Annotated in this window: 17 protein-coding genes; 12 read left to right on the top strand and 5 right to left on the bottom strand. The window is 46.4% G+C overall.

Annotation, left to right across the window (positions count from 1 at the left end):
• Window positions 1-11 precede the first annotated feature (11 nt).
• From hpnE to H8K36_RS17530, 4 genes are all read left to right on the top strand, one after another.
• Complete coding sequence (gene hpnE / locus H8K36_RS17545; RefSeq protein WP_186917827.1) at window positions 12-1,412, top strand: hydroxysqualene dehydroxylase HpnE; 1,401 nt, start codon at window positions 12-14, stop codon at window positions 1,410-1,412.
• Window positions 1,413-1,626: 214 nt separating this feature from the next.
• The gene (locus tag H8K36_RS17540; protein ID WP_230404788.1) at window positions 1,627-4,299 is read left to right on the top strand and encodes a TonB-dependent receptor; all 2,673 of its coding nucleotides are present in this window, start codon (window positions 1,627-1,629) and stop codon (window positions 4,297-4,299) included.
• Window positions 4,300-4,651: 352 nt separating this feature from the next.
• Complete coding sequence (locus H8K36_RS17535) at window positions 4,652-6,295, top strand: sensor histidine kinase (RefSeq protein ID WP_186917826.1); 1,644 nt, start codon at window positions 4,652-4,654, stop codon at window positions 6,293-6,295.
• 7 nt (window positions 6,296-6,302) lie between these two features.
• Window positions 6,303-6,974 (top strand): response regulator transcription factor, encoded by a 672-nt coding sequence (locus H8K36_RS17530; protein ID WP_222611264.1) that lies wholly within the window; start codon window positions 6,303-6,305, stop codon window positions 6,972-6,974.
• Here H8K36_RS17530 and H8K36_RS17525 read toward each other — a convergent pair.
• A complete protein-coding gene (locus H8K36_RS17525) occupies window positions 6,971-8,209 on the bottom strand; it encodes a sugar ABC transporter substrate-binding protein (protein ID WP_186917825.1) in 1,239 nt (412 codons plus the stop codon). The two genes, H8K36_RS17530 and H8K36_RS17525, sit on opposite strands and share 4 nt — an antisense overlap.
• A 305-nt stretch (window positions 8,210-8,514) precedes the next feature.
• Here H8K36_RS17525 and H8K36_RS17520 point away from each other — a divergent pair, with 305 nt between their 5' ends.
• The 5 genes from H8K36_RS17520 to H8K36_RS17500 all read left to right on the top strand — a co-directional run bounded on the left by H8K36_RS17520 (window position 8,515) and on the right by H8K36_RS17500 (window position 12,948).
• On the top strand, window positions 8,515-9,723 hold the full coding sequence (locus H8K36_RS17520; RefSeq protein WP_186917824.1) for a DUF5009 domain-containing protein: 1,209 nt from the start codon (window positions 8,515-8,517) through the stop codon (window positions 9,721-9,723).
• A gap of 339 nt (window positions 9,724-10,062) precedes the next feature.
• Window positions 10,063-10,545: a DUF6882 domain-containing protein gene (locus H8K36_RS17515; RefSeq protein ID WP_186917823.1), complete on the top strand. Its 483-nt coding sequence runs from the start codon at window positions 10,063-10,065 to the stop codon at window positions 10,543-10,545.
• 260 nt (window positions 10,546-10,805) lie between these two features.
• The gene (locus tag H8K36_RS17510) at window positions 10,806-11,591 is read left to right on the top strand and encodes an SDR family NAD(P)-dependent oxidoreductase (protein WP_186917822.1); all 786 of its coding nucleotides are present in this window, start codon (window positions 10,806-10,808) and stop codon (window positions 11,589-11,591) included.
• 15 nt (window positions 11,592-11,606) lie between these two features.
• Window positions 11,607-12,257, top strand: a complete 651-nt coding sequence (locus H8K36_RS17505) for an NAD(P)H-binding protein (RefSeq protein ID WP_186917821.1) — start codon at window positions 11,607-11,609, stop codon at window positions 12,255-12,257.
• Between the two features lie 25 nt (window positions 12,258-12,282).
• Window positions 12,283-12,948 carry a TetR/AcrR family transcriptional regulator gene (locus H8K36_RS17500; RefSeq protein WP_186917820.1) on the top strand — a complete coding sequence of 222 codons (666 nt, stop codon included), beginning with the start codon at window positions 12,283-12,285 and terminating at the stop codon, window positions 12,946-12,948.
• 66 nt (window positions 12,949-13,014) lie between these two features.
• Here the strand turns inward: H8K36_RS17500 and hrpA are convergent, their stop codons facing one another.
• A complete protein-coding gene (hrpA, locus tag H8K36_RS17495) occupies window positions 13,015-16,953 on the bottom strand; it encodes an ATP-dependent RNA helicase HrpA (protein WP_186917871.1) in 3,939 nt (1,312 codons plus the stop codon).
• A 230-nt stretch (window positions 16,954-17,183) separates the two neighbouring features.
• On the opposite strand from hrpA, the gene argA reads away from it, so the two are divergent.
• A complete protein-coding gene (argA, locus tag H8K36_RS17490; RefSeq protein ID WP_186917819.1) occupies window positions 17,184-18,494 on the top strand; it encodes an amino-acid N-acetyltransferase in 1,311 nt (436 codons plus the stop codon).
• 86 nt (window positions 18,495-18,580) lie between these two features.
• Entirely contained in the window at window positions 18,581-18,853 is a 273-nt protein-coding gene (locus H8K36_RS17485; protein ID WP_186917818.1) for an oxidative damage protection protein, read from the top strand.
• 68 nt (window positions 18,854-18,921) lie between these two features.
• Here the strand turns inward: H8K36_RS17485 and H8K36_RS19655 are convergent, their stop codons facing one another.
• The 3 genes from H8K36_RS19655 to aceB all read right to left on the bottom strand — a co-directional run bounded on the left by H8K36_RS19655 (window position 18,922) and on the right by aceB (window position 23,319).
• Window positions 18,922-20,538, bottom strand: a complete 1,617-nt coding sequence (locus H8K36_RS19655) for a methyl-accepting chemotaxis protein (protein WP_186917817.1) — start codon at window positions 20,536-20,538, stop codon at window positions 18,922-18,924.
• A 305-nt stretch (window positions 20,539-20,843) separates the two neighbouring features.
• A complete protein-coding gene (locus H8K36_RS17475; protein WP_186917816.1) occupies window positions 20,844-21,485 on the bottom strand; it encodes a hypothetical protein in 642 nt (213 codons plus the stop codon).
• 247 nt (window positions 21,486-21,732) lie between these two features.
• Window positions 21,733-23,319 carry a malate synthase A gene (aceB, locus tag H8K36_RS17470; protein ID WP_186917815.1) on the bottom strand — a complete coding sequence of 529 codons (1,587 nt, stop codon included), beginning with the start codon at window positions 23,317-23,319 and terminating at the stop codon, window positions 21,733-21,735.
• A gap of 433 nt (window positions 23,320-23,752) precedes the next feature.
• Here aceB and H8K36_RS17465 point away from each other — a divergent pair, with 433 nt between their 5' ends.
• Window positions 23,753-24,655, top strand: coding sequence for a LysR family transcriptional regulator (locus tag H8K36_RS17465; protein ID WP_186917814.1), 903 nt, complete (start codon window positions 23,753-23,755; stop codon window positions 24,653-24,655).
• Window positions 24,656-24,804 lie beyond the last annotated feature (149 nt).

Genomic DNA, 24,804 nt, shown 5'->3' with positions numbered 1-24,804 from the left:
AAAAGCAGGCTATGGCAAAAAGTAAGTCGGCATCACGAAAAATAATCGCTGTCGTAGGTGGCGGATGGGCGGGTGCAGCTGCTGCGGTCAGTTTGGCGAAAAAAAACCATGAAGTTCATTGGATAGAGTCAAGCCGCCAACTGGGTGGTCGTGCGCGTGCAATCGAACATAATGGCAACATACTGGATAACGGCCAACATATCCTTTTGGGTGCGTATAGCTCTTGCCTTGCATTATTCAAGATACTCGGCATTAAGCTCGAAGACAATTTTCTACGTCTTCCTTTGCAAATGGTCTACCCCAAACAAAGCGGTATGCATTTTGTGGCTCCAAGGCTCCCTGCCCCGCTTCATCTGGCGCTCGCTTTGTTTAGAGCGCAAGGCTTGACTCGCGCCGACAAAATGGTATTAGCTCGTTTCTCGACGACTGCTCGTTGGATGGATTGGCAATTGAATGTGGATTGCAGCGTTTCGGAGCTTTTACAGCGCTATGAGCAAACTGATCGTCTTATTCAATTAATGTGGAATCCGCTTTGTATCGCGGCGCTTAACACGCCACCAGAACGCGCCTCAGCGCGTGTTTTTCTTGCTGTGTTGCGTGACAGTTTAGGTGCCAAACGTAGTGCCTCAGACATGCTGCTACCAACGTCAGACCTGACCTCATTAATGCCGCAAGCAGCTGCCCAATATCTTCTTACTCACGGCGGACAAGTGCATCTCGGTACTGCTGTTCAAGATCTTGATGGCGCAGACGATGGGCAGTGGCGCCTAGTATCAACCTCACCAGAACTTAATGCCATGGCATTTGATGGCATCGTGCTAGCAACACCAGCTGAAATCAGCAAACGCTTCTTAATAAAGTTAGCAAACAAAGCTTCAAAGCAAGATGTGCCAAGTCTCGAATCGACCGATCAAGCTTTCGGTGTTCCTCGACCAATTGAGTTTCCGCAGGACTTCAATTACGAGGCCATTACAACGTGTTATTTGCAGTACGGACCAACGCTCAGGCTTGAACGCCCTTTCTTTGCTTTAGTTGACAATCCCATGCAACAACATTGGGGGCAATTTGTTTTTGATCGTGGCCAACTGCATCGAGACCAACAAGGTATGTTGGCCGTTGTTGTCAGTGCTGCGGCGGAAGCAGTCAACATTGAGCGAGAAACCTTAGCCACTCAAATTGCCGCTCAGCTTGCGCAAGTCTTGCAACTGCCAGAATTGGCACATCCAGTGTGGCATCAAGTGATCAGTGAAAAACGCGCCACATTTAGTTGCACACCAAACTTGCAGCGTCCCACCAACCTAACCACACGTGCTGGTCTGGTGCTTGCCGGAGATTACACCGCCTGCGATTACCCAGCCACTCTAGAATCTGCAGCACGTAGTGGTATTGCTGCAGCTCAACTACTGCTCTGAAATTACTTTTCAGAACTCAGTAATTTCCCTGATAACGAGCGGTAAATTTCTGCATTGCTCGTCCTGACCAAAAAGTGAACACTAAGCTCCGACTAGCTTATTGTTGCGTCAAAGGGAGACATCAATACGCTTAGTCATTTCATTCAGAATCGAGCGCTTTAACACTCTTTTTGCTCGATTCAAATTGTATTGACACTTCTTGAAGAGAGCGATTATGCCCCGACGTTTCAGTATTCCAAGCCGTAAGACTCTAATGCACCTAGCGATTAGTAGCACCTTGTGCGCATTTTCATTACCTTTGTTAGCACAAGAGAGTGCGAACAATACCGGTAACGAAAAAATAAAAAAACAAGATAAAGATAGCTTGCAGGAAGTGATTGTTACAGCCACACGGCAAGCTAGCTCACTACTCAAAACGCCTGTTGCCGTATCTGCGATAACACAAGAGAGCCTCAGCCGCGAAGGCATTACTGATGTACGTGGGCTATCTGGAATAATTCCGAACCTACAATTATCAACGGGTGCAGACTCAGGTGTGCAGATCAGTATCCGCGGCGTGAGCTCCAACAACTTCACTGAAATCGGTGACCCAGCCGTTGGCTTGCACGTTGCAGGTTTGTATTCACCTCGCCCACAAGGCGCTATGGCCCTCATGTTTGACCTTGATCAAGTCGAAGTCCTGCGAGGTCCACAGGGCACACTCTTCGGGCGCAACTCGACTGCTGGCAGCATCAACTTAATTCCAGCAAAACCAGATTTCGGTGGTACCTACGGGAGCACCAATGTCGAGCTAGGAAACTATCGCCAACGTCAAGTCAACATCATCCAAAATATAGCGGTCAATGATACTCTGGCGTTACGAGCAACATTAATGAACGTAAAGCGCGATGGGTGGATCAATCAGGCACAAGATTTTACCGATGTGAACATCCCCGACCATGGCTTCTTCGCCGATGGTATTCCCGACGTCGACCAACGACACAATCAAAAAGTTCAGCGCAAAGACTTTTACAATAATAAAAATGAATGGGCCGCTCGTCTTGCAGCTCGTCTCAAACTCAGTCCAGACTTGCAATGGCAATTATCATATGAAAAATTTCAAAACAATGGCGCGGGCGATATTGGTTTAAAGGATTGCGAGCAAGCGGCCGGCACACGGTTCGCCTGTACTGGCGGCAAATGGGACATTAAAATCAATGTGCCAGGTAAAATCGATATGTCAATTGATACCGTGCGTTCTGGCCTCACTTGGAATCTCGACAGCAAAAATACGATCGAATACGGTTTCGCGTATGCTGATCAAAGGCGCAAACAACAGAGCGACGATGACTCGGGCTACCACCCTATCGTTAGTCACGACACAGCGACTCTACCGCTTTCAGCTGATGGGGACTGGGGCGTATGGCCTGTAATCGATAATTCTTCACTTACGCTCGATTCGAAATACGTATCGACGGTACACGATGTGCAGTTTAAGCACAGCGACAACGATCTCAAATACGTGTTCGGTGCTTTTTGGATGCATGAGAAAAACCAGATCAACTATGCGCAAGAGTTTCTGGTCAATGCACCTTTTGGTTTCCCGATCAGCCAGTATTACCAGCAGCCGAATCGTCAAATTGATGCCAAAGCCATTTACGCCCAAACAGATTGGCAATTCATACCGACTTGGACTGCCACTTTAGGTGCCCGTTTTAGTCGTGATAGCAAAGATGATCAAGGCGGGAAAGTATATGGTGGATGGGACGCCACTTTACCTGCTTACTACAACGGACTATTTCATCCTGGCACACCAGGCGCCATCGGGTTTAAAGCCCACAACAGTGCCAACTTGAACAATCAAATGGGAGCCTTCGCTGGACCTGATGCCTATAATGAATACGGCCCACCGGCCCAAAATGATCATGCACAGAGTTGGAAGAAACTCACCTATCGCATTGGACTGATGAAAGATATCAGCCCGAATGAAATGATCTACACCTCTCTTTCCACAGGGTACAAATCGGGCGGCTTTGGCGATAAAGACGATCGTTGCGGTGGCAAAGAATGCATCGATGGACCGAGTGGACCACAGTATAGCTTCTTCGCTTATAAACCGGAGACCGTCACCAATTTTGAGCTCGGCTACAAAACAAAAATGCTCGATAACCGAATGAACGTGCGGATGACAGGCTTCTATAGTCAGTACAAAGACATGCAAGTTACTGGTGATTTCTTCTCTGCTAAAGTCAAGCATAACGGTCCTTGTCCTGAGGACAATCCCAACTGCGACATCGTCAGCAAATGGCAGACAACGAATGTTGGTGTGGTCGATATTTCAGGACTTGAATTGGAGCTCGACTATAAACCTTGGGGCGGAGCACGCCTAATGGGATTCTTCTCATACCTCAACACGAAAATGAAAGACTATCCGTCTTTCAGTGATGGCTGGGGCTGCGGTGTACGCGAAGAATTTGGCGCTGTTTCATGTCCTGATTTTTATAGCGGCACAGATCGCACTTTGGCAGGTCGTCGGATTTATGACATCACAGGCAATCATCTGCCGCTATCGCCTAAGTTCACATTTGGTTTCAATTTCTCGCAGGAATTTGGATTAGAGAATGGCTATACCTTAACACCATGGCTTGCCTTGAAATGGCAGGACAAGATGTATTTCACGCTTCGTAATTTCGATAACCCACATTTATCGGACGCACAAAAAGCCTATAGCAAGATTGATGCAAGTGTACGACTAACCTCTCCTGATCGTCGCTGGTATGCAGAAGCCTACGTGCTCAACCTTGCGAACACGATGACTAAAAACAGCGCGGGCGATGCAGGTGGGTTTATCAAAGCCACTTGGAATGATCCACGCATGTTCGGTATCCGCTTGGGCATAGACTATTAATGAGAGTAGATCTTCCCCCAGGACCTTCCTCCGTTTGAGCAATGACAGATCATCCCCCCATGGTTTGTTCTCAAAGGACGCAAGCTACACCTTAGTTGATCGAGGTCCGCTTTATCGCCCTTGCAATCCAAGAGGCTTGGTACTGGCTTTCGCGGCAAACTGCTCAGCAAGTTTGCCGCTTTTTTGTTTAATAAAAGTAACACAAATCGCGGGTTCAATCACCTTTACTAAGATGCATTCAATTCGCCAATCGATTGCTTTACCAAGCCTAGCTGCCAATGTTAAATTAACAGATGATTTAACATCATCAACACTTTCACATTCGCAAACCATCCGGGTCACGCCAAGCTCTATGCGATTTCTACCATCCCGCTCTTTGAATAGTCGTTGGCTTTGGGCCAGTTTGGCGCTGTTTCTTACAACAGGTCTTTTCGTACTCAGCACGATTGGGTGGAATTGGTATGCTGACCAACAAGCCTCCAATGCTAGGCAGTCTTCACTAGATCTGCTTTGGATTGAACAAACCATTACCAACAAACTTGAAACCCATCGAAGTATTCTGCAGAATTGGGGCGAAGACATTCAGTCACACAACGATCAAAGTCATGCCGAATTTTTACGACGCATCGACGCTTTAATTAAAGAAAATCGCGCGATTCTTGCTATTGAATATATCGATCGAGACCAGCGACGCGTGCTCGGACTACCCATATATGAACAGCGTCCCGTACAACTCCCCCCCTTGAACGACCCCTTAATTCAAGAAGCCTTGAGCAAAGCACATGGTTTAAAACAAGCGAGCTATAGTAACGTCATAGAACAATTTGCGCCGTTATGGGTACTTGTCGTTCCACTCTACAGTGAAAGTCGCCTCTTAGGCGACGTCATCATTACCTACGACCTCGATAAGTTACTTACCCAAGAAGTTCCCTGGTGGTTTGTCCAGCGTTACAACTTAAATTTAGTCGACAAAGAGAACAAACAACTTTCACCTAGCGATAGCGGCACCGTAGAACATCAAGGCGATGTGAATCGTCTTGATTTTGGTGGGATTCATAGCGGACTTAGTTTAAAAACCAGTGTGCGCGAAAAACGTTTTGCTGAGTGGCTCTTGCCTAGTTTAGGTTTAGCAGTCGTCGTATTTGGGGCATTGATTGCATGGTTATTGCACGTGCTGCGAAGGTGGTTTCAGGAACGCAGTCGTGCGCGACAAGCACTACGTGAACGCGACGAGTTACTTCAACATACTGCGCGCCTGTCGAGTTTGGCGGAATTTGCATCTGGTATCGCACATGAACTGAATCAACCTTTGGCAGCAATTGCGAATTATTCAGCTGCCATCGAAAGCTTCATGAATACACCAGAACCACCTTGGCCAAAGATTGAACATGCTTTAAAAAAAATGGGTGAGGAATCACGTCGTGCAGGGAAAATTATGCATAGTATGCGAAATTTCATTCACAAGCATAGCGCACCATTTGAACTACGTGAGCTCCATCATCTCCTAATCGATGCGATCGAACTCGTACAAGATCTCGCGCGCAGAAACCATATCGGCATCGAAATCAAGCAAGAATGTGCCGCGATGCCAATTGAATGTGACCCAGAAATGCTGAAACAAGTATTCTTCAACTTATTGCGCAATGCAATCGAAGCTATGGCAGGAATCGGATTGGGAGGTAATATCACTTGCGTCCTCCAAGAAGACGAAACAGCCTATATCATCCAAATACTCGACAGTGGCCCAGGATTGTCTGAGCCTGATAAACTATTTCAGGCGTTTTACACCAGCAAGGCTGATGGTATGGGCTTAGGTCTCGCGATCTGCCGTACAGTCGTCGAAAACCATGGCGGACGTATCACCGCTAACAATTACACCGATCCGACGCTTGACAATACCAAAGAAAATACGGGCGCCAGCTTTACGATTCGCCTTCCGAAAACGACCGCCCCATTAGTACCGTCAGGTGTGCTATCAGTCGCCATCTCTAATTGAAATGAATATGTCCATGAATCCTGCAACTTTAGAGAGTCAAAGCAGTCAAGCATGTGTCGCCATCATCGACGATGATAGCAGCGTCAGAAACTCACTCGCCATGCTCCTCGAAACTAAGCAATGGCACAGTGTAGAATTCGAACGAGCCCACGACTTCTTATCAAATGCCAAGCTTACAGACTTTAATTGCTTAGTGGTCGACGTACGCATTCCTGAGATGAACGGACTAGAACTATTTGACGAGCTTTTACGCCGTAGTAAACAACAGCATCAATATCTGCCACCTGTAATTTTTCTGAGTGGGCATGGTGATATCCCCTTAGTTGTGCGGGTACTAAAGCAAGGTGCAGTCGATTTTCTTGAGAAACCTGCCGACCATCGCAGTCTCTTGGATGCGATAAGCCGCGCCTTACAAACGGATGCAAGAGAAAGAGAAAATTTCCAGAGCCAAGCAGCGATTTTGAAAGAGATTGCAGAGCTAACCCAACGTGAACGCATGGTACTCACGGAGGTCGTGGCAGGTTATCTCGGCAAACAGATCGCTGACCATCTCAATATCAGCCCCAAAACAGTGGAGGCTCATCGCTTACATATCTGCCAAAAGCTTAATGTCAGAACTAGTATGGAGTTGGCGGCAAAACTGAGAGATATCCCGCCTAGTCTATGGCAATCGTTCTAAGGATTTTCCTTCAAAATACGATCTGCCTCATTTGCCGCTTGGTCTAAAACTCGCTTAAGAGATAATGCACCTAATTTGTTTGAATCACTGCCATCATTTGTTTTCATACTTACCGCCTGTGCGATATGGGTGCGGAACACCGTTTCTAATTTACCCCAAGCAGGTAGCACTGGATAATGGCGTCCCAATTTCACTTGTGCTATGAAATCCGCATAATGTGGCATTTGTTGAAGTATAGGGTCATCCAGAGCATCCAATCGTGCTGGTAACATACCTGACAATGTACTGTACTTAATTTGTGCTTCGCGCGACACTAAAAATTGCAATAGCTTCCAAGCCTGTTCTTTGTTTTTAGAAGACTTCATTACCGCTAAGTTAGAGCCAGAGAAAAAAGTTTGATTTCCCTTAATACCTGCAGGGTACGAAGCGACGCCGAAGTTCCTCGCCGTTACTGACTCCCGCTGACCGCCTTTTGCCTTATCTGTGCTCAACATTTTCAAGACCCAAGGACCGCTAAAAATCACTGCATATTCTCCCTTGAAGAAGCCTGCTTCAATTTGCGCAGAATCCCTCTCCAATGCCGATGCAGGTACGATTCCTTCATCGGCAAAACTTTTGAAATAGCGTATTGCTTGCATCGCTTCTGGAGAGTTTATAATCGCTTTCGTTTGATCTGCGTTCAGGAAATCACCGCCAGCATTCCAAATCCACGGTGCTAAATTATGCAGAATATCCCAGTCATTCTTACCAGGATAGCCAAACGCGCCAACAAGTTTTCCATCTAGCTTAATTCCCTTGAGTTTCTGCATCGCTTGTTTGAAACTTCCCCAATTGGCAAAAGCTTCATTGGGGCGAATTCCCGCGTGTTGAAACAAGTCGCTACGATAAAAAGCTACTCGCGCACCAGCATACCAAGGGATTGCATAGATCTGGCTATCGTTCAAACGATGCGTGCTCCCCCATAGAGCTGGGAAAAATTGTTTAGCACCACCGACTAGGCCTTGAACGGTACTTGGCACAGGTTCTAACGCACCTTTTGCCGAAATCGCTGTAACCCAAGTACTACCCAATTCAAGCAAATCGGGGCCTTGTCCAGACTCCGCTGCAGCATTGATACGCGCCCACGCTGACTCCCAATTTAGCACCGTTACATTGACTCGTAGTGATGGATTGGCCTGCAAATAAGGACGCAAGATATCTTTCATATCTTGTTGCGGCTGCGCAGTAGTCGACATTACCCATACATTTAATTCGTTCGCTTGGGCGCAGGTATGCGCGCCAAGGATAGCTAGCCCAAGAAACATTCTCACAAGGAGGATGTAAAACCTAAAAGCGGAACCAAAAGTAAAGATCATATTAGCGCGATGCTTTCCGAATATAGAAAATGTCTAACAAGTGATGTGATTGAACACTGCCGAGTAGATTTAGATAATAGGTAAATTCCCTTATCCTGGAAAGTAGATCTCAGCATAGTCAAACTGCAGCCGTTCCATTAAAGTAAGCCTTAACATCAATCACTCATGTTGAGAAAGCATACTCAATGATAACAACCCAATCTAGCGATTCGCCGATCAAATCAGCTCGTATTTTATCGATCGACGCGTTTCGAGGCATCACCTTTTTTCTAATGGTTATTGTCAATGAGCTACATGGTATCAGTGGAATCTCCGCATGGCTCAAACACATGCCTGCAGAGGTTGATGCTATGAGTTTTCCCGATGTGGTATTCCCAGCCTTCTTATTCATCGTAGGAATGTCAATTCCATTCGGCATCAAAACTAGAATCAGCCGAGGAGAAACTTCTAGGCAAATCATTCAACACATCTTCGCTAGAGCCCTCGCCCTGATCACGATGGGACTCTTCATGGTTAATGCGGAATCGGGCTTCGATGAAAGTAAAATGCTGATACCGATCGCAACCTGGTCCATGCTTTCATACCTCGCGTTTATGATGATATGGGGTGTATATCGTTTCGACAATCCGGTTTGGAATCGAACTGGCAAACTCGCAGGCATGCTTTTGCTGTTGATATTAGCGGCTTGCTATCGAGGTGACCAGAATAACTCTTGGATGAGCGTTCAATGGTGGGGAATTCTTGGTTTAATCGGCTGGGCCTACTTGCTGAGTAGCTTAATCTTTCTATTGAACCCAACGCGAATTTTTCCTTTGCTAATCGCGATTCTCATTTGCACCGTCTACTATGCCCTCAGTCACTCTACTTTTAGTACGCTGCATCTGGGATTTCGCTTCCTGCTGAGTCAAGATGCACATGCAGCCCATACCACGATCGTACTATCGGGGCTCGTTTGTAGCATGATCTTTTTTGATGGCGCCATCTCCACTACTATCCAAGGACGTTTTATTAAGGCCGTATCGTTCGCATGTTCCTTAGCCCTCTCGGCAGCGCTTCTGCGTCCCTATTTCGCTATTTCGAAAATCTATGCAACACCAAGCTGGTGTTTTTATTCGGCTGCTATCTGCGTCGGTTTTTTTTCGGTCTTGTATTATTTGATTGATCTCAAAAAACTTCACAGTTGGATATCCCTTTTTGAACCTGCGGCAGTCAATCCCTTAGTTTGCTATCTGATCCCTTTCATCGTTGAAGCAATTTATGGGATGACGGGATGGCACTCTCCACTTCATCAATTGACTGGGGCGATAGGAATATTGGCATGCGTGCTATATGCTGCATTCATCTTTACCCTAGTTGCTGTACTTAACCGGTTTAATTTCAAAATGCGTTTTTAAGGCCTATCTTTCTCTTTTAATAAAATTTCGATCTCACGATTCGACGTACTATCAAGAATTTTTTGCAAAAGAACACAACGCAAACGAGTATATGCCAATGGCTTGCAGTGCCTACAAATTAGGCAATGCTAAAAATAATGATATAATGCAACACTCATTTCGCAAATTCATGTGAAATCTTGTTTGTATTTGTCGTATCAATGCCTAGCACATGAGTTTATAGTGACCGTGGTACGTTGACGGCTTTCGCTCGTGATTATGCTCAAATTTACTAATTTCCTACTATCTTTTCTCTCTAAGGGAACTTCATCTTCACCAGATGAAGGCGCACGCTTGTTCATGCAAACCGCATTCAACGAGATGCTTGAGCACAATCGTCAGCATGCGGCAAACTGGCAGTATGGTAAGGAGACTGGTTGGACCGCAGATCTCGACGCTGGGGTCATCGTTTTCAAGTTCGCAGGAGACCGAACGGCGACCTGCCACTTTCAAAGTGTTGGCATATATGATGAGACTAGCGGCAGCTTCACTTGGGCATGGGCGCAAAAAAGTCTCAGCAAAAATCAACAGATTCACGCAAAACAGGCACGCAATTGGGGACGTTTCCACCGTCACCCCTTATTCCTCACAGGCACTGTGAAGTGCAGCATGGCCGATGCTTGGAATTTAGCAGCCGTAACTCGAACCGTATCGGAGGCCAAGAGCATCTATCGTGGGCGTGTGGGCAGCAAGTATCTGTTCATGACCACCGATGATTTGCAAATCGACGCGAGCCCGACTCATACGGACTGGGCAAAAGGCAGACGCAAACCTTCTTGGTAAGTATCGACAGGTACTACATCACTTTTCGAATCACAAGGACTTTCCTACGCCATCGTGAGTTTCCAAATAAGAACTAAATGACAATCTTTAGAAAGTATTTTCTAAAGAACTCGCTTGACCGTGAGTTCATGTTTTTCTATGATAACGAGTAAATGACCAACGGTCATTTCTTTTTACAAGAAAAATGACCTCTGGTCATTTAATTTTCAAACACAAATGACCATCAGTCATTTAAAATTCAATGAAGTGAGGATAGTAAAATGAAAGACTTAACAAACACCTGGGCATTAGTCACTGGAGCTTCAAGCGGATTCGGTATCGATTTCGCCCATTTACTGGCTGAACGCGGTTCAAATTTAGTATTGGTTGCGCGCCGCATCGAACCGATGCAAGAACTCGCGGCACAACTCGAACATCGATATGCTGTGAAAGTAAAAGTACTGGGGCGAGACTTGAGCACCACGGAAGCAGCATCGGAACTAAAGCAAACCCTCGATGCACAAGGAATACGAATTACGACGCTCATCAACAATGCCGGCTTTGGCTTATTTGGTGAGTTTCTCGATCAAGCCTTGAGTAAAACGGAAGAGATGCTCAAGCTCAACATGTTCTCCTTAACAGCCCTTACCCACGTATTCGCCCAAGATATGAAACAACATGGAGGTGGGAACATTTTGCTAGTCGCCAGTATCGGTGCCTACCAAGCCACGCCTACTTATGCGGCCTATTCGGCTTCCAAAGCCTATGTGCTGTTGTTTGGCGAAGCGCTACATCATGAGTTAGCCAAGCACAACATCAAAGTAAGTGTGTTATCTCCTGGTATTACGGCAACCAGTTTCTTACAAGTCTCAGGACAAAAAGCAACGCTCTATCAACGCATGGTGATGATGCAATCCAAACCCGTTGCAGCGATAGGCTTGAAAGCCCTTTTTGCAGGAAAAGCGAGTGTAGTACCAGGCTTAATCAATAAGTTGACGATCTTCTCAAATCGTTTTGCATCGCGCAGCATTCAAACCAAATTAGCTTATCTCTTAATGAAAAACTAAAGAAGGAGTGGCGATATGAAATGCCTAATACTTGGCGCGACAGGACTTGTCGGGCAACAGTTGCTGCAACAAGCGCTAGAAGATACTACGATCAGCGAAGTGATCGCACCAACGAGAAAACCATTGCCGCCTCACGCGAAGTTAAGGAACCCTATCGTCGATTTCGACAATCTTCCCCTAGACGCGTCGTGGTGGCAGGCAAATGTTGCCCTCTGTGCGCTCGGCACCACGATGAAGATCGCAGGAACTCGCGAGGCATTTTGGACCATTGATCACGACTATGTCCTACGGGCAGCAAGTATCACCAAAGACGCGGGGGTATCAACATTTGTGTACAACTCATCGCTGGGTGCCGATGCAACTTCAGGTTCCTTCTATTTGCAAGTGAAAGGCAAAGTTGAGGCGGATTTAGAAAACCTAGGTTTTGCCAAACTCGGTATTGTCCGCCCTTCTTTTCTTGATGGCGGACCTCGCCCCGAAAAACGACAAGGCGAAGCGATCGCCATTTTCTTGGCCAAGATGCTTGCACCACTCTTGCCCCTGCGTTATCGTGCGGTGAGTACCACCAAAGTGGCGAGCATGATGTGGGCACTAGCTAAGTCTGATGTGAAAGGAAAAGTTGTGATTGAATCCGACGCAATCTATACGCAAACAAAGCTAAAATAAGACTACAACACAACTTCCATCAAACATGAAAACACGCGCTATCAGCAGTGACGAAAAGCAGATCAAACGCAGCCTCATTCTCAGTGCGGCTCGCGACTTATTTCTCGCAGATGACCGACAACTTCCAGCAGTCGCCACGATCGCGACCCAAGCAGGCCTTGCAAAAGGTACTGTTTATCTGTATTTCAGTACCAAAGAAGAGATTTTCTTGGCACTGCTAGCGGAAGAATTTTCCGGATTACTATCGAGTATTCACCGGTGCCTAAGCCTACTGAGCTCGACCAAAAAACCGAACAAAAAACTAAAGCAGGAACTCGCCAAAGAACTGATTGCCACGGTGACGAATTATGTACAGTCTCATCCGGAGTTTCTTAGGCTAGACGCGATGTCCTACAGCGTTTTGGAGCAGAATCTCAGCGATGATTTTTTGTATGCCTTTAAGTTTGAACTCACGCGCGCTCTGGTCGACACCGGAAAGCAAGTCGATCTAATCTTCGCCCTCGAAGCGGGCCGTGGCGTCACGCTACTAATGCGCACCTACGCACTCATGCGAGGTCTATGGCAATCACTCGACTATCCCGACCATCTACAGCAGTTGTTGGCACATAAAATGTTCGAACCGATTCGTCCAGAATTTCATACCGAACTGCGAGCGGCATTGGGCGAGTATTGGTCTGGTGCATTGACTTAGCTTTAGTAACCTACATAGGTAAAAACTAACGACGATGCTGCAAGCAGCCCGTCCAGTGGTCAATATTTAACGCAACAAACTCTCCCACACCTTCTGCAAGCGCTTCACCGATACCGGCATCGGCGTCCTCAACTCTTGTGCGAACAAGGACACGCGCAACTCTTCCAACAACCAGCGAAACTCAACTAATTTTGGATCGGCATCAGCACCTGATCGGCGTGGTGTTCTTTGCCATGGAGCGGCAACCGTATTCCACTCTGTCATCAACTTTGAATCGCGCGCTGGATCAGCGCGTAATTTATCCATGCGCACCGTGATCGCTTTCAAATAACGCGGATAATGGGCTAACTGCACAAAATCGACTTCTGCAATAAATCGTTTGGTCACTAGTTGTTGTAGCTGTTGTTGCATATCTGCGGCAGCTTGCACATGGGCTTTTAGTCCTTGCAGCTTTTTCGGCAGGCTGTAATATTCGGCCAAGATTAATCCCGCGAGCCGTGCAATTTCGTTGGCTAACAGATTCAACCTTGCCTTACCTTCTTCACGGCGTCGATTGAACTCCCCAGAATTCTTAGGCAATGGCGACTGCATAAACGCGCGGTCTAAAGCAGTCGTAATAATTTGCTCGCGCAATTCTTCCTGCGAACCCAAGGACATAAATTGCATCCCCATTTGCTGCAGGCCAGGAACATTTTTTTCTAGGAATTTCAATTGTTCACGCATTTGCAATGCAAACAAACGGCGCAAGCCTATGTGATGTATCCGAGCTGCTTCATCAGGATCATCAAATACCTCAATCACGCAATGCGTTTGTTTGTCGACCAATGCTGGGTAACCAATTAGAGTCTGTTTTCCCTGCTGAACCTCAAGTAACTCAGGTAATTCATCGAAAGTCCAGGCGGTGATGTTCTCCTGCGCCATAGCGGCTGGCTGTGCAGTGAGCGCGTCTGATCGCGGCGAAGATGCCGCATGCTTATGCTCTAGCTTATTTGCTGACTTATTTGCTGGGCTAGATGCATGGCTCGTTGTATCTTTATTCGCAAGGAGCTTTCCACCCTCCAATAAAGCCAATTTATCAGCGCTCGCAATTTTTTGAAAACTTTCTCGCGCTTGTGCGCCAAACTCGGCGCGCAAGCTCGCCAGATTGCGCCCCATTTCTAACTGACGTCCATGCTCATCGATTACTTTGAAGTTCATCGTCAAGTGGGGCGGTAGCAATTCGAACTTGAAGTCTGTCGTCAAACACTGCAAGCCTTTTTGATCACGTATATCGGCGATAAGCGTATCAAGAAAGTTCCCTTTACCGAAATCATTGCGCTCACAAAATCCAGCAGCGTAGTCTGGCAAAGGAACGCAATGACGACGAATCTTTTGTGGCAAAGATTTCAGCAAGAGTTGTACTTTCTCTTTAACCATACCCGGCACTAACCACTCACAACGCTCGTTCGACACTTGATTCAAGGAGAATAAAGGCACCCACAAAGTGACGCCATCACGTGGACTACCCGGTTCAAAATGATAGGACAACTGCAAAGCAACACCCGACACCTGCATAGTCTTAGGAAAGACATCAGTGGTGATACCAGCCGCCTCATGCCGCATCAATTCGTCTTTATTTAGATAGAGTAATTTCGGATTATTCTTCGTCGCTTCTTTATGCCATTGCTCGAACAAGACAGCGTTATATACATCCGCAGGCAGGTGCTTGTCGTAGAATGCCGCAATCAAATGATCATCGACCAAGACGTCTTGGCGTCGTGATTTATGTTCAATGTTTTCGATTTCACGTACCAGTTTCTGGTTATAGGCGAGGAATGGTGCACGTGTGTCAAAATCCCCTTCAACCAAGGCTTCACGAATGAAGATTTCTCGTGCTTCTGCTGGATGGGTCAATCCATATTGAATGCGCCGTTGGCTATACACCACCAAACCGTATAGCGTTGCCCGTTCAAAGCCTGAGACCTGCCCTGTACGCTTTTCCCATCGCGGCTCACCATATGATTTTTTCAGAAGATGACCGCCGACCTTTTCTAACCATTCAGGTTGAATTTGTGCTAGGCAGCGTCCATACAAACGTGTGGTATCAACCAACTCCGCTGCCATAATCCACTTACCAGCTTTCTTCGCCAGATAAGAACCGGGCCACACATAAAATTTGATGCCACGCGCGCCAAGATAGTGAGAATCTTCTTCAGATTTGAATCCAATATTACCGAGCAAACCAGTCAACAAAGCGAGATGTAATTGCTCGTAGGTCGCGGGAGCTTCGTTTAAACGCCAGCCTTGTTCCTTCACGATCGTCAGCAATTGCGAATGAACTTCACGCCATTCGCGCAAGCGCATTTGGCTTAAGAAATTACTGCGGCAATTTTCTTGCAATTGGCGATTGGTTTTCTTGTGTTCCACAGCATCTTCAAACCACTTCCATATTTTTAGGTAAGAAGAAAACTCAGATTTTTCATCTGCGAATTTTTTATGCGCGAGATCTGCTGCACTCTGCGCATCCATCGGTCTATCGCGCGGGTCTTGCACCGATAAAGCCGCAGCAATGATCAGCACTTCGCTTAATGCTTGGTTGTCGCGCGCAGCCAAGATCATGCGACCCACTCTAGGATCAAGCGGAAGCTTAGCGAGTTCGCGACCGACAGCCGTCAACTGATTGCTGTCATCCATGGCGCCTAACTCTTGTAAGAGTTGGTAACCGTCTGCGATGGCACGCCCCATCGGTGGTTCGATAAAGGGGAAAGTTTCTACATCAGTCAAACGCAAAGACTTCATGCGCAAGATAACCGCCGCTAAAGACGAGCGTAAAATCTCTGGCTCAGTAAACGGCGGGCGCTGTTTAAATTCTTGTTCGTCATAAAGCCGTATGCAAACACCTGCTGCCACACGACCGCAACGACCTGCGCGTTGGTTAGCCGCCGACTGTGCAACTGGCTCGATCTGTAATTGTTCGACTTTATTGCGATAGCTGTAGCGCTTCACACGAGCCAATCCCGCATCGACCACGTAACGAATTCCTGGCACTGTCAGAGATGTTTCTGCAACGTTGGTCGCCAGCACAATGCGTCGCGCATTCGAAGTTTTGAACACCCGTTCTTGCTCTTGCGCAGAAAGACGAGCAAACAAAGGTAAAATTTCTACATGCGGTGGATGATGCTTACGTAAGGCTTCCGCGGCATCGCGAATTTCACGTTCACCTGGCAGAAACACCAAGACATCGCCGGATCCTAAACGGCACAACTCGTCAACTGCATCGGTGATCGCCACCATCAAATCGCGCTCTTTGTCTTTTTCACCTTCTTGTACGGGGCGGTAACGAACTTCTACCGGATACAAGCGCCCTGACACTTCAATGATGGGTGCGGCTTTACCGCCATCAGCAAAATGATTGGCGAAGCGTTGCGCATCGATGGTCGCTGAAGTAATGATCACTTTCAGATCACGACGTTTCGGTAAGATTTGCTTGAGATATCCCAGCAAGAAATCGATGTTTAGACTACGTTCATGTGCCTCGTCGATGATGATGGTGTCATACTGACGCAGCAAAGGATCATTCTGCGTCTCCGCCAGCAAAATACCATCGGTCATCAATTTGACTGAGGCACCTTTGCTCAAGGTATCAGTAAAGCGTACTTTAAAACCGACATGTTCCCCGAGTGGAGAATTAAGCTCCTGCGCGATACGCTTGGCCGTTGATGAAGCGGCGATCCTACGTGGCTGCGTGTGCCCAATCAACCCTTTTTGCCCTCGTCCGAGTTCGAGGCAAATTTTCGGCAATTGGGTCGTTTTTCCTGAGCCCGTTTCACCACACACAATCACGACCTGATTTTCTTGCAAGGCAGTCGCAATTTCTTGTCGACGCCCAGAAACCGGTAACTCTTCCGGATAAGTTATTGTGGGAATCGGGTTACGAAAGGTGGTTGCGGGCTCTTGCTTGCGCTCATTGGGCAAAGGCTTTGCAGTCCGCTTTTGCGACTCAGGCTGAGGATTCTGCTTATTCATCGGGCTCTGTGCGCTCGATTTTATTGCTTTTTCCGCATTATTTTTATCAAGATCTCGACTATCTTTGACCGCAGCTGGCTTTGCCTTGCTATGGAATTTATTGGGTTTTACGGCCTCTTGAGCGGTCTGGCGCAGCTTATCGCGTAGTTGACGCAGATCGGAAGCGACTTTTTCCGGAGAATTTTTCGTAGTTTTGTTAGATGACATAGTCCTGCGATTATAATTCGTCTATGGAAAATTCTGTTCAATTCGTTCAATGGCTGCGCTCCGTCGCGCCGTATATTCATGCCTTCCGTGGGAAAACCTTTGTGGTTGCCTTTCCGGGGGAGTTAGTGGTGGCTGGCGCCCTGCCCGTTTTGGCACAGGATTTATCGCTTTTACATGCACTGGGCATCAAAATTGTCATTGTCCACGGTTCACGCCCGCAGGTCGCTGAGCAGCTGGCTCTGCGTAATGTCGAAGGCCGCTTCCACAACGGCGTACGTATTACCGATACAGCAGCGCTTGAGTGTTCGAAAGAAGCAGCAGGTGAATTACGTTTAGATATTGAAGCAGCGTTTAGCCAAGGTTTGCCTAACACACCAATGGCCCACTCCGCGATTCGCATCATTTCCGGCAATTTCATTACGGCCAAACCGATCGGTATCGTTGATGGTGTTGACTTCCAATTGACCGGAGTCACGCGCAAAATTGCTTATGACACCATCGGTCGTATTCTCGATGCTGGTAGCTTAGTATTATTGTCACCGCTCGGTTTCTCGCCAACAGGCGAGGCGTTCAACTTAACCATGGAAGACGTAGCGGTTTCTGCGGCGAGTGCATTACGCGCTGACAAGCTCATCATCATTTCTGAAACACCGATGATGATGGATCAAGATGGCGACGAAATTCGCGAGCTCTCCTACAAGCAAGCAGAAATCGAACTCGAGAAAAAATACTTACCTGCTGATGCGAGCTTCTACCTCGAACATGCAGTGAAAGCATCCCGCGGTGGTGTGCCACGTATCCACATCGTGCCCTATAAAATCGACGGATCCGCCTTACTCGAATTATTTACCCATGATGGCGTTGGTACCATGGTATCAACAGAAAATCTCGAAAGCTTGCGCGAAGCAACCATTGAAGATGTCGGCGGTATTATTAAATTGATCGAGCCACTCGAAGCCGATGGTACGCTCGTCAAACGCGGTCGTGAACTGATCGAGCGCGAGATTAACTACTTCTCAGTCATCGAACATGATGGCGTGATCTTCGGTTGCGCGGCATTGTATCCCTTCCCCTTCGACAAAATGGGGGAAATGGCATGCTTGACGGTGAATCCAGAAGTGCAAAGCCAGGGTGATGGCGAACGTATTTTGAAGCACATCGAAAAACGCGCACGTCGCGCTGGCTTCCATTCTTTGTTCGTACTCACGACTCGCACTGCACATTGGTTCTTGAAACGAGGTTTCGTTCAAGCTACAGTCGACGATTTACCCAAAGATCGTCAAAAGATGTACAACTGGCAGCGTAAGTCTTTGGTTTTGATCAAGCAACTCTAAATCACCAATGTTCAACGGAATTTAAGAATCAAACGTATAATCCAGCCTGCATTTTGAATGACAAATGATATAAGGGAGTACCGATTATGGCCCGCATGGTCCACTGCATTAAATTAGATAAAGAAGCTGAAGGTTTAGACTTTCCACCGTATCCTGGCGAACTCGGCAAAAAGATTTTCGAAGGCGTGTCCAAAGAAGCTTGGGCTGCTTGGCTCAAACACCAAACCATGTTGGTTAATGAAAATCGTTTGAACTTGGCCGATGTACGTGCACGCAAATATCTGGCAACACAAATGGAAAAGCATTTCTTTGGCGACGGCGCGGATGCTGCTCAAGGTTATGTGCCACCAAGCGCCTAAAGCTTAAAGGTCATTTGTGAATAAAAAAAGCGAGCTTCGAGCTCGCTTTTTACATTGTGAAGCCTCGTTTAAGCAGAAAGTTGATACGAGTCGGATCTTCTCCTCGATGAGACTACATTCTTTACAACATGCACCGTATGATTTAGATCTAGCTTAAAAACTCCTACCGTTTCGGCCAAATTAGCCGCCTGCTCTTCTAGACTAGCAGCCGTAGCGGCAGCCTGTTCAACTAAGGCTGCATTTTGTTGGGTCGTCGTATCCATTTGAATTACAGCCTGATTGACCTGCGCGATTCCGTCACTTTGCTCGCCACTCGCTGCTGCAATCTCTGCCATGATGTCCGCTACTTGTTTTACTGAGGTAACAATATGTCCCATCGTAACGCCAGCTTCGTCTACAAGACGACCACCGGCCTCCACTTTCTCAACCGAGTCACCAATTAACTCCTTAATTTCTTTTGCAGCGCTTGCAGAACGTTGAGCGAGACTACGTACCTCGCTCGCGACAACAGCAAAGCCTCGTCCTTGTTCCCCCGCCCTTGCCGCTTCCACTGCAGCATTGAGCGCCAAAATGTTTGTCTGAAAAGCGATTCCATCGATCACGCCAATAATATCGACAATTTTTCGTGAACTCTCTTTAATTGATCCCATTGTCATTACTACTTGATCAACCACATCCCCGCCCTTGGTTGCATAATCCGAAGCGCGAGAAACCAATTGATTTGCTTGTCGTGCATTATCAGCATTTTGCTGCACTGTAGAGGTCAACTCTTCCATGGCTGACGCTGTTTGCTCGAGGCTAGACGACTGCGACTCGGTCCGCGAAGATAAGTCCATATTTCCTGTTGCAATTTCCTTTGAAGCAGCGGCAATTGTATCGGTACCAAAACGTACCTGCGACACAGTTTGAATCAAACTTTCATTCATGCCTTTCAGTGCGATTAAAAGCTGGCCGGTTTCGTTTTCGCTATCTACGTTTATTTTTTGGCGCAAGTCACCTGCGGCGACCGTTTGTGCAATCTCTACAGCATAATTTAAAGGCTGTGTAATTCGGGAGATCAACCAATAGCCGATGACTGCCCCAACCAAAATTCCTAACAAGATGAGAACAATCGAGAAAATCTTGAACTTCCCAAAGAAGCTCTGTGATTGCTCATATTCCGCTTTCCCGACATTGAGTTGCAACTGAATGAGCGCATTCATAGGCTCAATCAATTTTGCATATTGTTGTGCCAACTTACCACTCAAAAGCTTAGATGTTTGTTCTATATCTTGCGCTTTCAGCGCCGTGACGGCAGCACTAAGAGCATCATCATTAAACGTCTTAAAAGCCATAGAAAACACCGCGGCAAGTTGCTTCTCTTCCGGGGTCAAATAAGTCGCCAAATACTCGGCCCAAACTTTAGCTGCAGTCGTTTTATTCTTTTCAATTTGATCGATCACTTGTTTTATTTGTGCAGGATCATCACTCAACGCTTTTGCCACTAAAAAATGATTCTCGCTTTCTAGGCGAATCACTTGATCAAGTTGCCCCATTGCCACTAATCGATCATCGTACACCGTTCGTAATGATTCATTAACAGAGTTAAGCCCGACGATACTGACAATTCCATTCGTCGTCAGCATGATCAACAGGATAGACAATACAAAGTACAAGCTGCTCTTGATCGAAAGATTCTGTAGCATAAAGCCCCCATGAATTCACAAAACTAGCGAGTATGACTGACTACGTGTTCGCGTTAGCGATGACAGATGTCGTGAAAATAGAAAATAAAAGTGGATGAACTGGAGAGATAGTTGCTCCTAGTCTACTACGTTTAATACGGATGGGAAGCGCGCACGCCGATAAAGATTGAACAACGATGCGAATACCGCACATAGCAAGTGCATTGCAATCGACAGCATTAATAATTTAAGAATTAAAAATCACAAACTTTAAAAGTACATGGAAAGTTGACGGCCTGCGTTACGAACAAAAACGATCATTGAGATTAATCACAACGAATTTTCAAGGTTTTCACGATATCTGTAGTTTGTTGTCGACCACTCTCATCCAAAAAAGATTGCACAACGTTCACCATATATCCACTCTTGCGACAAGCATGGAAACGCTGTTGGATGACTACACCATTGACCTCCATTTTCGAATCAAAATAGGATAATTTCGCATTTCCAGTATCTAGCACTTGGCATTTATCCGACATTGTCGATTTCACCGCTGCTTTTGCCATGAGCGTTTTCACATGTTCAAGGTAATCACACGCAGTCAATGACACTGGCGCCGCTTTCACATTTTCAGCCGCAGATACCACACTAATGATCGCTTGACCTTTCGTACCTAAGGGATGACTCAGAAAAGAAAACAAGGGCAATGATGTATCCAAGGCTCTATCGAGTGCGGCTTTCATTGTTTTGTTATCGCCTGCCATAAGGGCCGAACCTTTTTGCTGCAAGGCTAACAAATCAGTCGTATTCTGTGCGACCCACGTTTCTGGCTTCTTGATGCTGAAATCAAACATCTCGTTGGTGAAAGTAATTTGATCGACAGTTGTTGTTTCAGGTTTCTTCTTTTCTGCGTATGCAACGTTAAGTACGCAAAAAAACATCATGAGTACCACACTAATTTTCTTCATCGCTTATCTTTCCGGTCGCCGTTTAATATGGGTTTGCCAAATGCTGGCGCGATTGACATAGTTTTTACTATCACAAGAATAATTCCTACGAAGCTCATTGTAGAGTAAACACCCGCTTTCCGCGAAAAAAAAAGAGTGAGACTTTTGATCTCACTCTCTTCGATTTTACGTCTATCTTCCCGATGATTCAGATAGTGACGTATCTCCTCGTTCCCACTCGATTTGACCACTAGCGCAGAAATGCGACTTAAATCTCTTCATACAAAGGTAATGTCAAAAATTCTGCGAATGCGGAAGACGTCGACATTTCTTCAAAAATATTCGCCGCACGATCGTAGGTCGTTCCTTCGCCTACCGATTGCTTCACTTTCACCAATTCCTCAATGATCATTGCCTTGACCATGTCAGCAGTTATCTTACGACCATCTTCCAGCAAACCTTTTGCAGAACGTATCCATTGCCATACTTGAGAACGGCTAATTTCCGCCGTTGCAGCATCCTCCATTAAATTATGGATAGGCACGCAACCATTACCTGCAAGCCATGCACCAAGGTAATGGATGCCAACGTTAATGTTATAACGCAGACCAGCTTCTGTAATTGGTGTCTCTGGCTGAAAGTTCAACAAATCTTGCGCTGTCACGTTCACGTCTGGGCGTTGTTTGTGAATTTGATTTGGAGCATCACCTAATACCTTCTTGAATTCTGCCATCGCCAAATCTACTAATCCTGGATGAGCAACCCATCCCCCATCATAACCATCGGTTGCATCACGCGCTTTATCATTGCGAACACCAGCCATCGCCACTTCATTTTTCTCCGGATCATTCTTAATCGGAATTAATGCTGCCATTCCGCCGATTGCGGGAGCACTACGCTTGTGGCAGGTCTTCAACAACAACAACGCATAAGAGCGCATAAACGGTGAAGTCATCGTCACTTTCGCACGATCTGCTAAACAGAAATCCCCATCATTCTTAAACTTTTTGATACACGAGAAGATGTAATCCCAACGTCCAGCATTCAAGCCGGAACTATGTTCGCGCAGCTCATACAAAATCTCATCCATTTCAAAAGCAGCAACGATGGTTTCGATCAGAACCGTTGCCTTGATCGTGCCTTGTGGAAGACCCAGTTCATTTTGTGTCATCACAAAAATGTCGTTCCATAATCGCGCTTCCAAATGCGATTCCATTTTGGGCAAATAGAAAAACGGCCCAGCGCCGCGTGCGATTTGTTCTTTCGCGTTATGAAACATAAAGAGAGCAAAATCAAAAATACCGCCTGACACACGCTTGCCATCGACCAGCACATGCTTCTCATCGAGATGCCAACCACGTGGACGCACCACCAGTGTCGCGATTTTGTCATTGAGCTGGTAACTCTTACCGTTCTGCTCCAAGTTAATCGTGCGACGCACAGCATCGCGCAAATTAATTTGTCCCGATATTTGATTATCCCAGTTAGGAGTATTGGAATCTTCGAAATCTGTCATGTAACTATCCGCACCAGAATTGAGCGCATTGATAATCATTTTACGTTCGACTGGCCCCGTAATTTCGACACGACGGCATTCCAAAGCTTTAGGAATCGGCGCAATTGTCCAATCACCTGTACGAATGTGTGCGGTTTCAGGAAGGAAATCTGGGCGTTCGCCTGCATCCATACGCTTGGCTCGTTCTACCCGCAGTCCAAGGAGTTCTTGTCGGCGGTTCTCGAAATGACGACTGAGTTTGACGACTAAGTTCAGCGCATCTCTCGTCAAAATCTGTTCGAAGCCGGGCTTGATATCGCCCGTGATTTGCAAACCGTTTGGTAAATGTAATTGTGTCATGCTGACCTCACTATCAAAGAAAAACCGCCGTTTCGGATTTATTCATCGCACCGCAACATATTTTTATCTGTAACGATATTTAGCTGGATAAATGACTAAATCATTCATAAAACTAAAAATTATTTAAAAAAAACAAAAAAACACGTCACATAAAGAATAAATTGAACTGTTGAAACACAGTATATTCAACATTTCCGTGTACATAATACGTCGAAATATCACAGTATTTTTGCATTTTAGTTGCAAATGAGCTTTACTATGCAAATATATAAGTGTTTTTTGTAAAAAGACTTTAGTTAAAAAACTAAAGCTCTTTAATCGTTTTCGCTACTCACGAGCGGTAAATCGAGCATGGAAATCCAATAAAAAAAGAGACCCTTGGCGCTTGCCCTGTCAGAACAAGGGCAATTCCCAAAGAATTAGGAGAGAAGCGGTGGATCAATTCAAACAAATTTCTACTTTTGCTGAGGTCGCTACTCGCGGCAGCTTGTCGGCCGCGGCGCGCGCCGAAGGGGTCGCACCTGCGATGATCGGCCGTCGGCTCGATGCTTTAGAGGAAAGACTCAACGTTAAACTTTTACAACGTACCACGCGAAAAATCGCGCTTACGATAGAAGGCGCCGCCTTTCTGGAGGACTGCCAACGCATTTTGACGGAACTCGAAGAAGCCGAAACCTCAGTTTCCGAGCGAAGTGCTAAAGCAAGTGGTCAATTAACGATCTCTGCGCCAGCAGGATTTGGTCGACAACACGTGGCGCCGTTGATTCCCGCCTTTCTCGCAGAACATCAAGAAGTCAAACTGACCCTGAATTTGAATGACCGAGTGGTGGACCTCATCGGTGAAGGCGTTGACGTTGCGATTCGTATTGCGACCCTGACCGACTCTAATCTTATTGGCGTTAAGCTTGCAGACAATAAGCGTGTGGTGGTAGCCTCCCCAGACTACATTCGAAAACACGGCAAGCCGATGAATCTGCACGACTTAAGCAAGCACAACTGTCTGACGTTCAGTAGCGATGGTAGTCAACGAGGTTGGACTTTCCGAGATAATGGTAAGAATATTTTGCTCAAAGTCGAAGGCAACATGGTGTGCAACGATGGCGCCGTACTGCATGATTGGGCACTCTCTGGCAAAGGACTCGCTTGGCGCTCGATGTGGGAAGTCGGAAGTGAAATTGAACAAGGAAAGCTAATCACGGTACTTGATGAATACAATGCGCCAGGTAACGATATTTACGCCATCTTTGCTCAACGTCGCCATCTGCCATTACGTATTCGCGCCTTTGTTGATTATTTGCGCGCAGCCTATAGCAAACCAAATTACTGGCAACCGTAAAATGAAAGAAAAAAGGGCAAATTGAACTGAACCCCAAAAGTTGGACACCAACTTTTGGGGTTTTTTAATGACGAAACATGCAGAAGAATTTAAGTACCGTGTAGTGCAAGAATATTTAGAGGGCCCGATGGGATATGTCGCCTTGGGTA

It is taken from the genome of Affinundibacterium nitidum (genome assembly GCF_014284155.1).
Classification (GTDB): Bacteria; Pseudomonadota; Gammaproteobacteria; order Burkholderiales; family Burkholderiaceae_D; genus Undibacterium; species Undibacterium nitidum.
This window is presented reverse-complemented; position numbering and strand designations above follow the sequence as displayed.

Coding starts and splice junctions, on each gene's coding strand:
- hpnE (WP_186917827.1), top strand. CDS start 12: ATGGCAAAAAGTAAGTCGGCATCACGAAAAATAATCGCTGTCGTAGGT.
- H8K36_RS17540 (WP_230404788.1), top strand. CDS start 1,627: ATGCCCCGACGTTTCAGTATTCCAAGCCGTAAGACTCTAATGCACCTA.
- H8K36_RS17535 (WP_186917826.1), top strand. CDS start 4,652: ATGCGATTTCTACCATCCCGCTCTTTGAATAGTCGTTGGCTTTGGGCC.
- H8K36_RS17530 (WP_222611264.1), top strand. CDS start 6,303: ATGTCCATGAATCCTGCAACTTTAGAGAGTCAAAGCAGTCAAGCATGT.
- H8K36_RS17525 (WP_186917825.1), bottom strand. CDS start 8,209: ATGTCGACTACTGCGCAGCCGCAACAAGATATGAAAGATATCTTGCGT.
- H8K36_RS17520 (WP_186917824.1), top strand. CDS start 8,515: ATGATAACAACCCAATCTAGCGATTCGCCGATCAAATCAGCTCGTATT.
- H8K36_RS17515 (WP_186917823.1), top strand. CDS start 10,063: ATGCAAACCGCATTCAACGAGATGCTTGAGCACAATCGTCAGCATGCG.
- H8K36_RS17510 (WP_186917822.1), top strand. CDS start 10,806: ATGAAAGACTTAACAAACACCTGGGCATTAGTCACTGGAGCTTCAAGC.
- H8K36_RS17505 (WP_186917821.1), top strand. CDS start 11,607: ATGAAATGCCTAATACTTGGCGCGACAGGACTTGTCGGGCAACAGTTG.
- H8K36_RS17500 (WP_186917820.1), top strand. CDS start 12,283: ATGAAAACACGCGCTATCAGCAGTGACGAAAAGCAGATCAAACGCAGC.
- hrpA (WP_186917871.1), bottom strand. CDS start 16,953: ATGAATAAGCAGAATCCTCAGCCTGAGTCGCAAAAGCGGACTGCAAAG.
- argA (WP_186917819.1), top strand. CDS start 17,184: ATGGAAAATTCTGTTCAATTCGTTCAATGGCTGCGCTCCGTCGCGCCG.
- H8K36_RS17485 (WP_186917818.1), top strand. CDS start 18,581: ATGGCCCGCATGGTCCACTGCATTAAATTAGATAAAGAAGCTGAAGGT.
- H8K36_RS19655 (WP_186917817.1), bottom strand. CDS start 20,538: ATGCTACAGAATCTTTCGATCAAGAGCAGCTTGTACTTTGTATTGTCT.
- H8K36_RS17475 (WP_186917816.1), bottom strand. CDS start 21,485: ATGAAGAAAATTAGTGTGGTACTCATGATGTTTTTTTGCGTACTTAAC.
- aceB (WP_186917815.1), bottom strand. CDS start 23,319: ATGACACAATTACATTTACCAAACGGTTTGCAAATCACGGGCGATATC.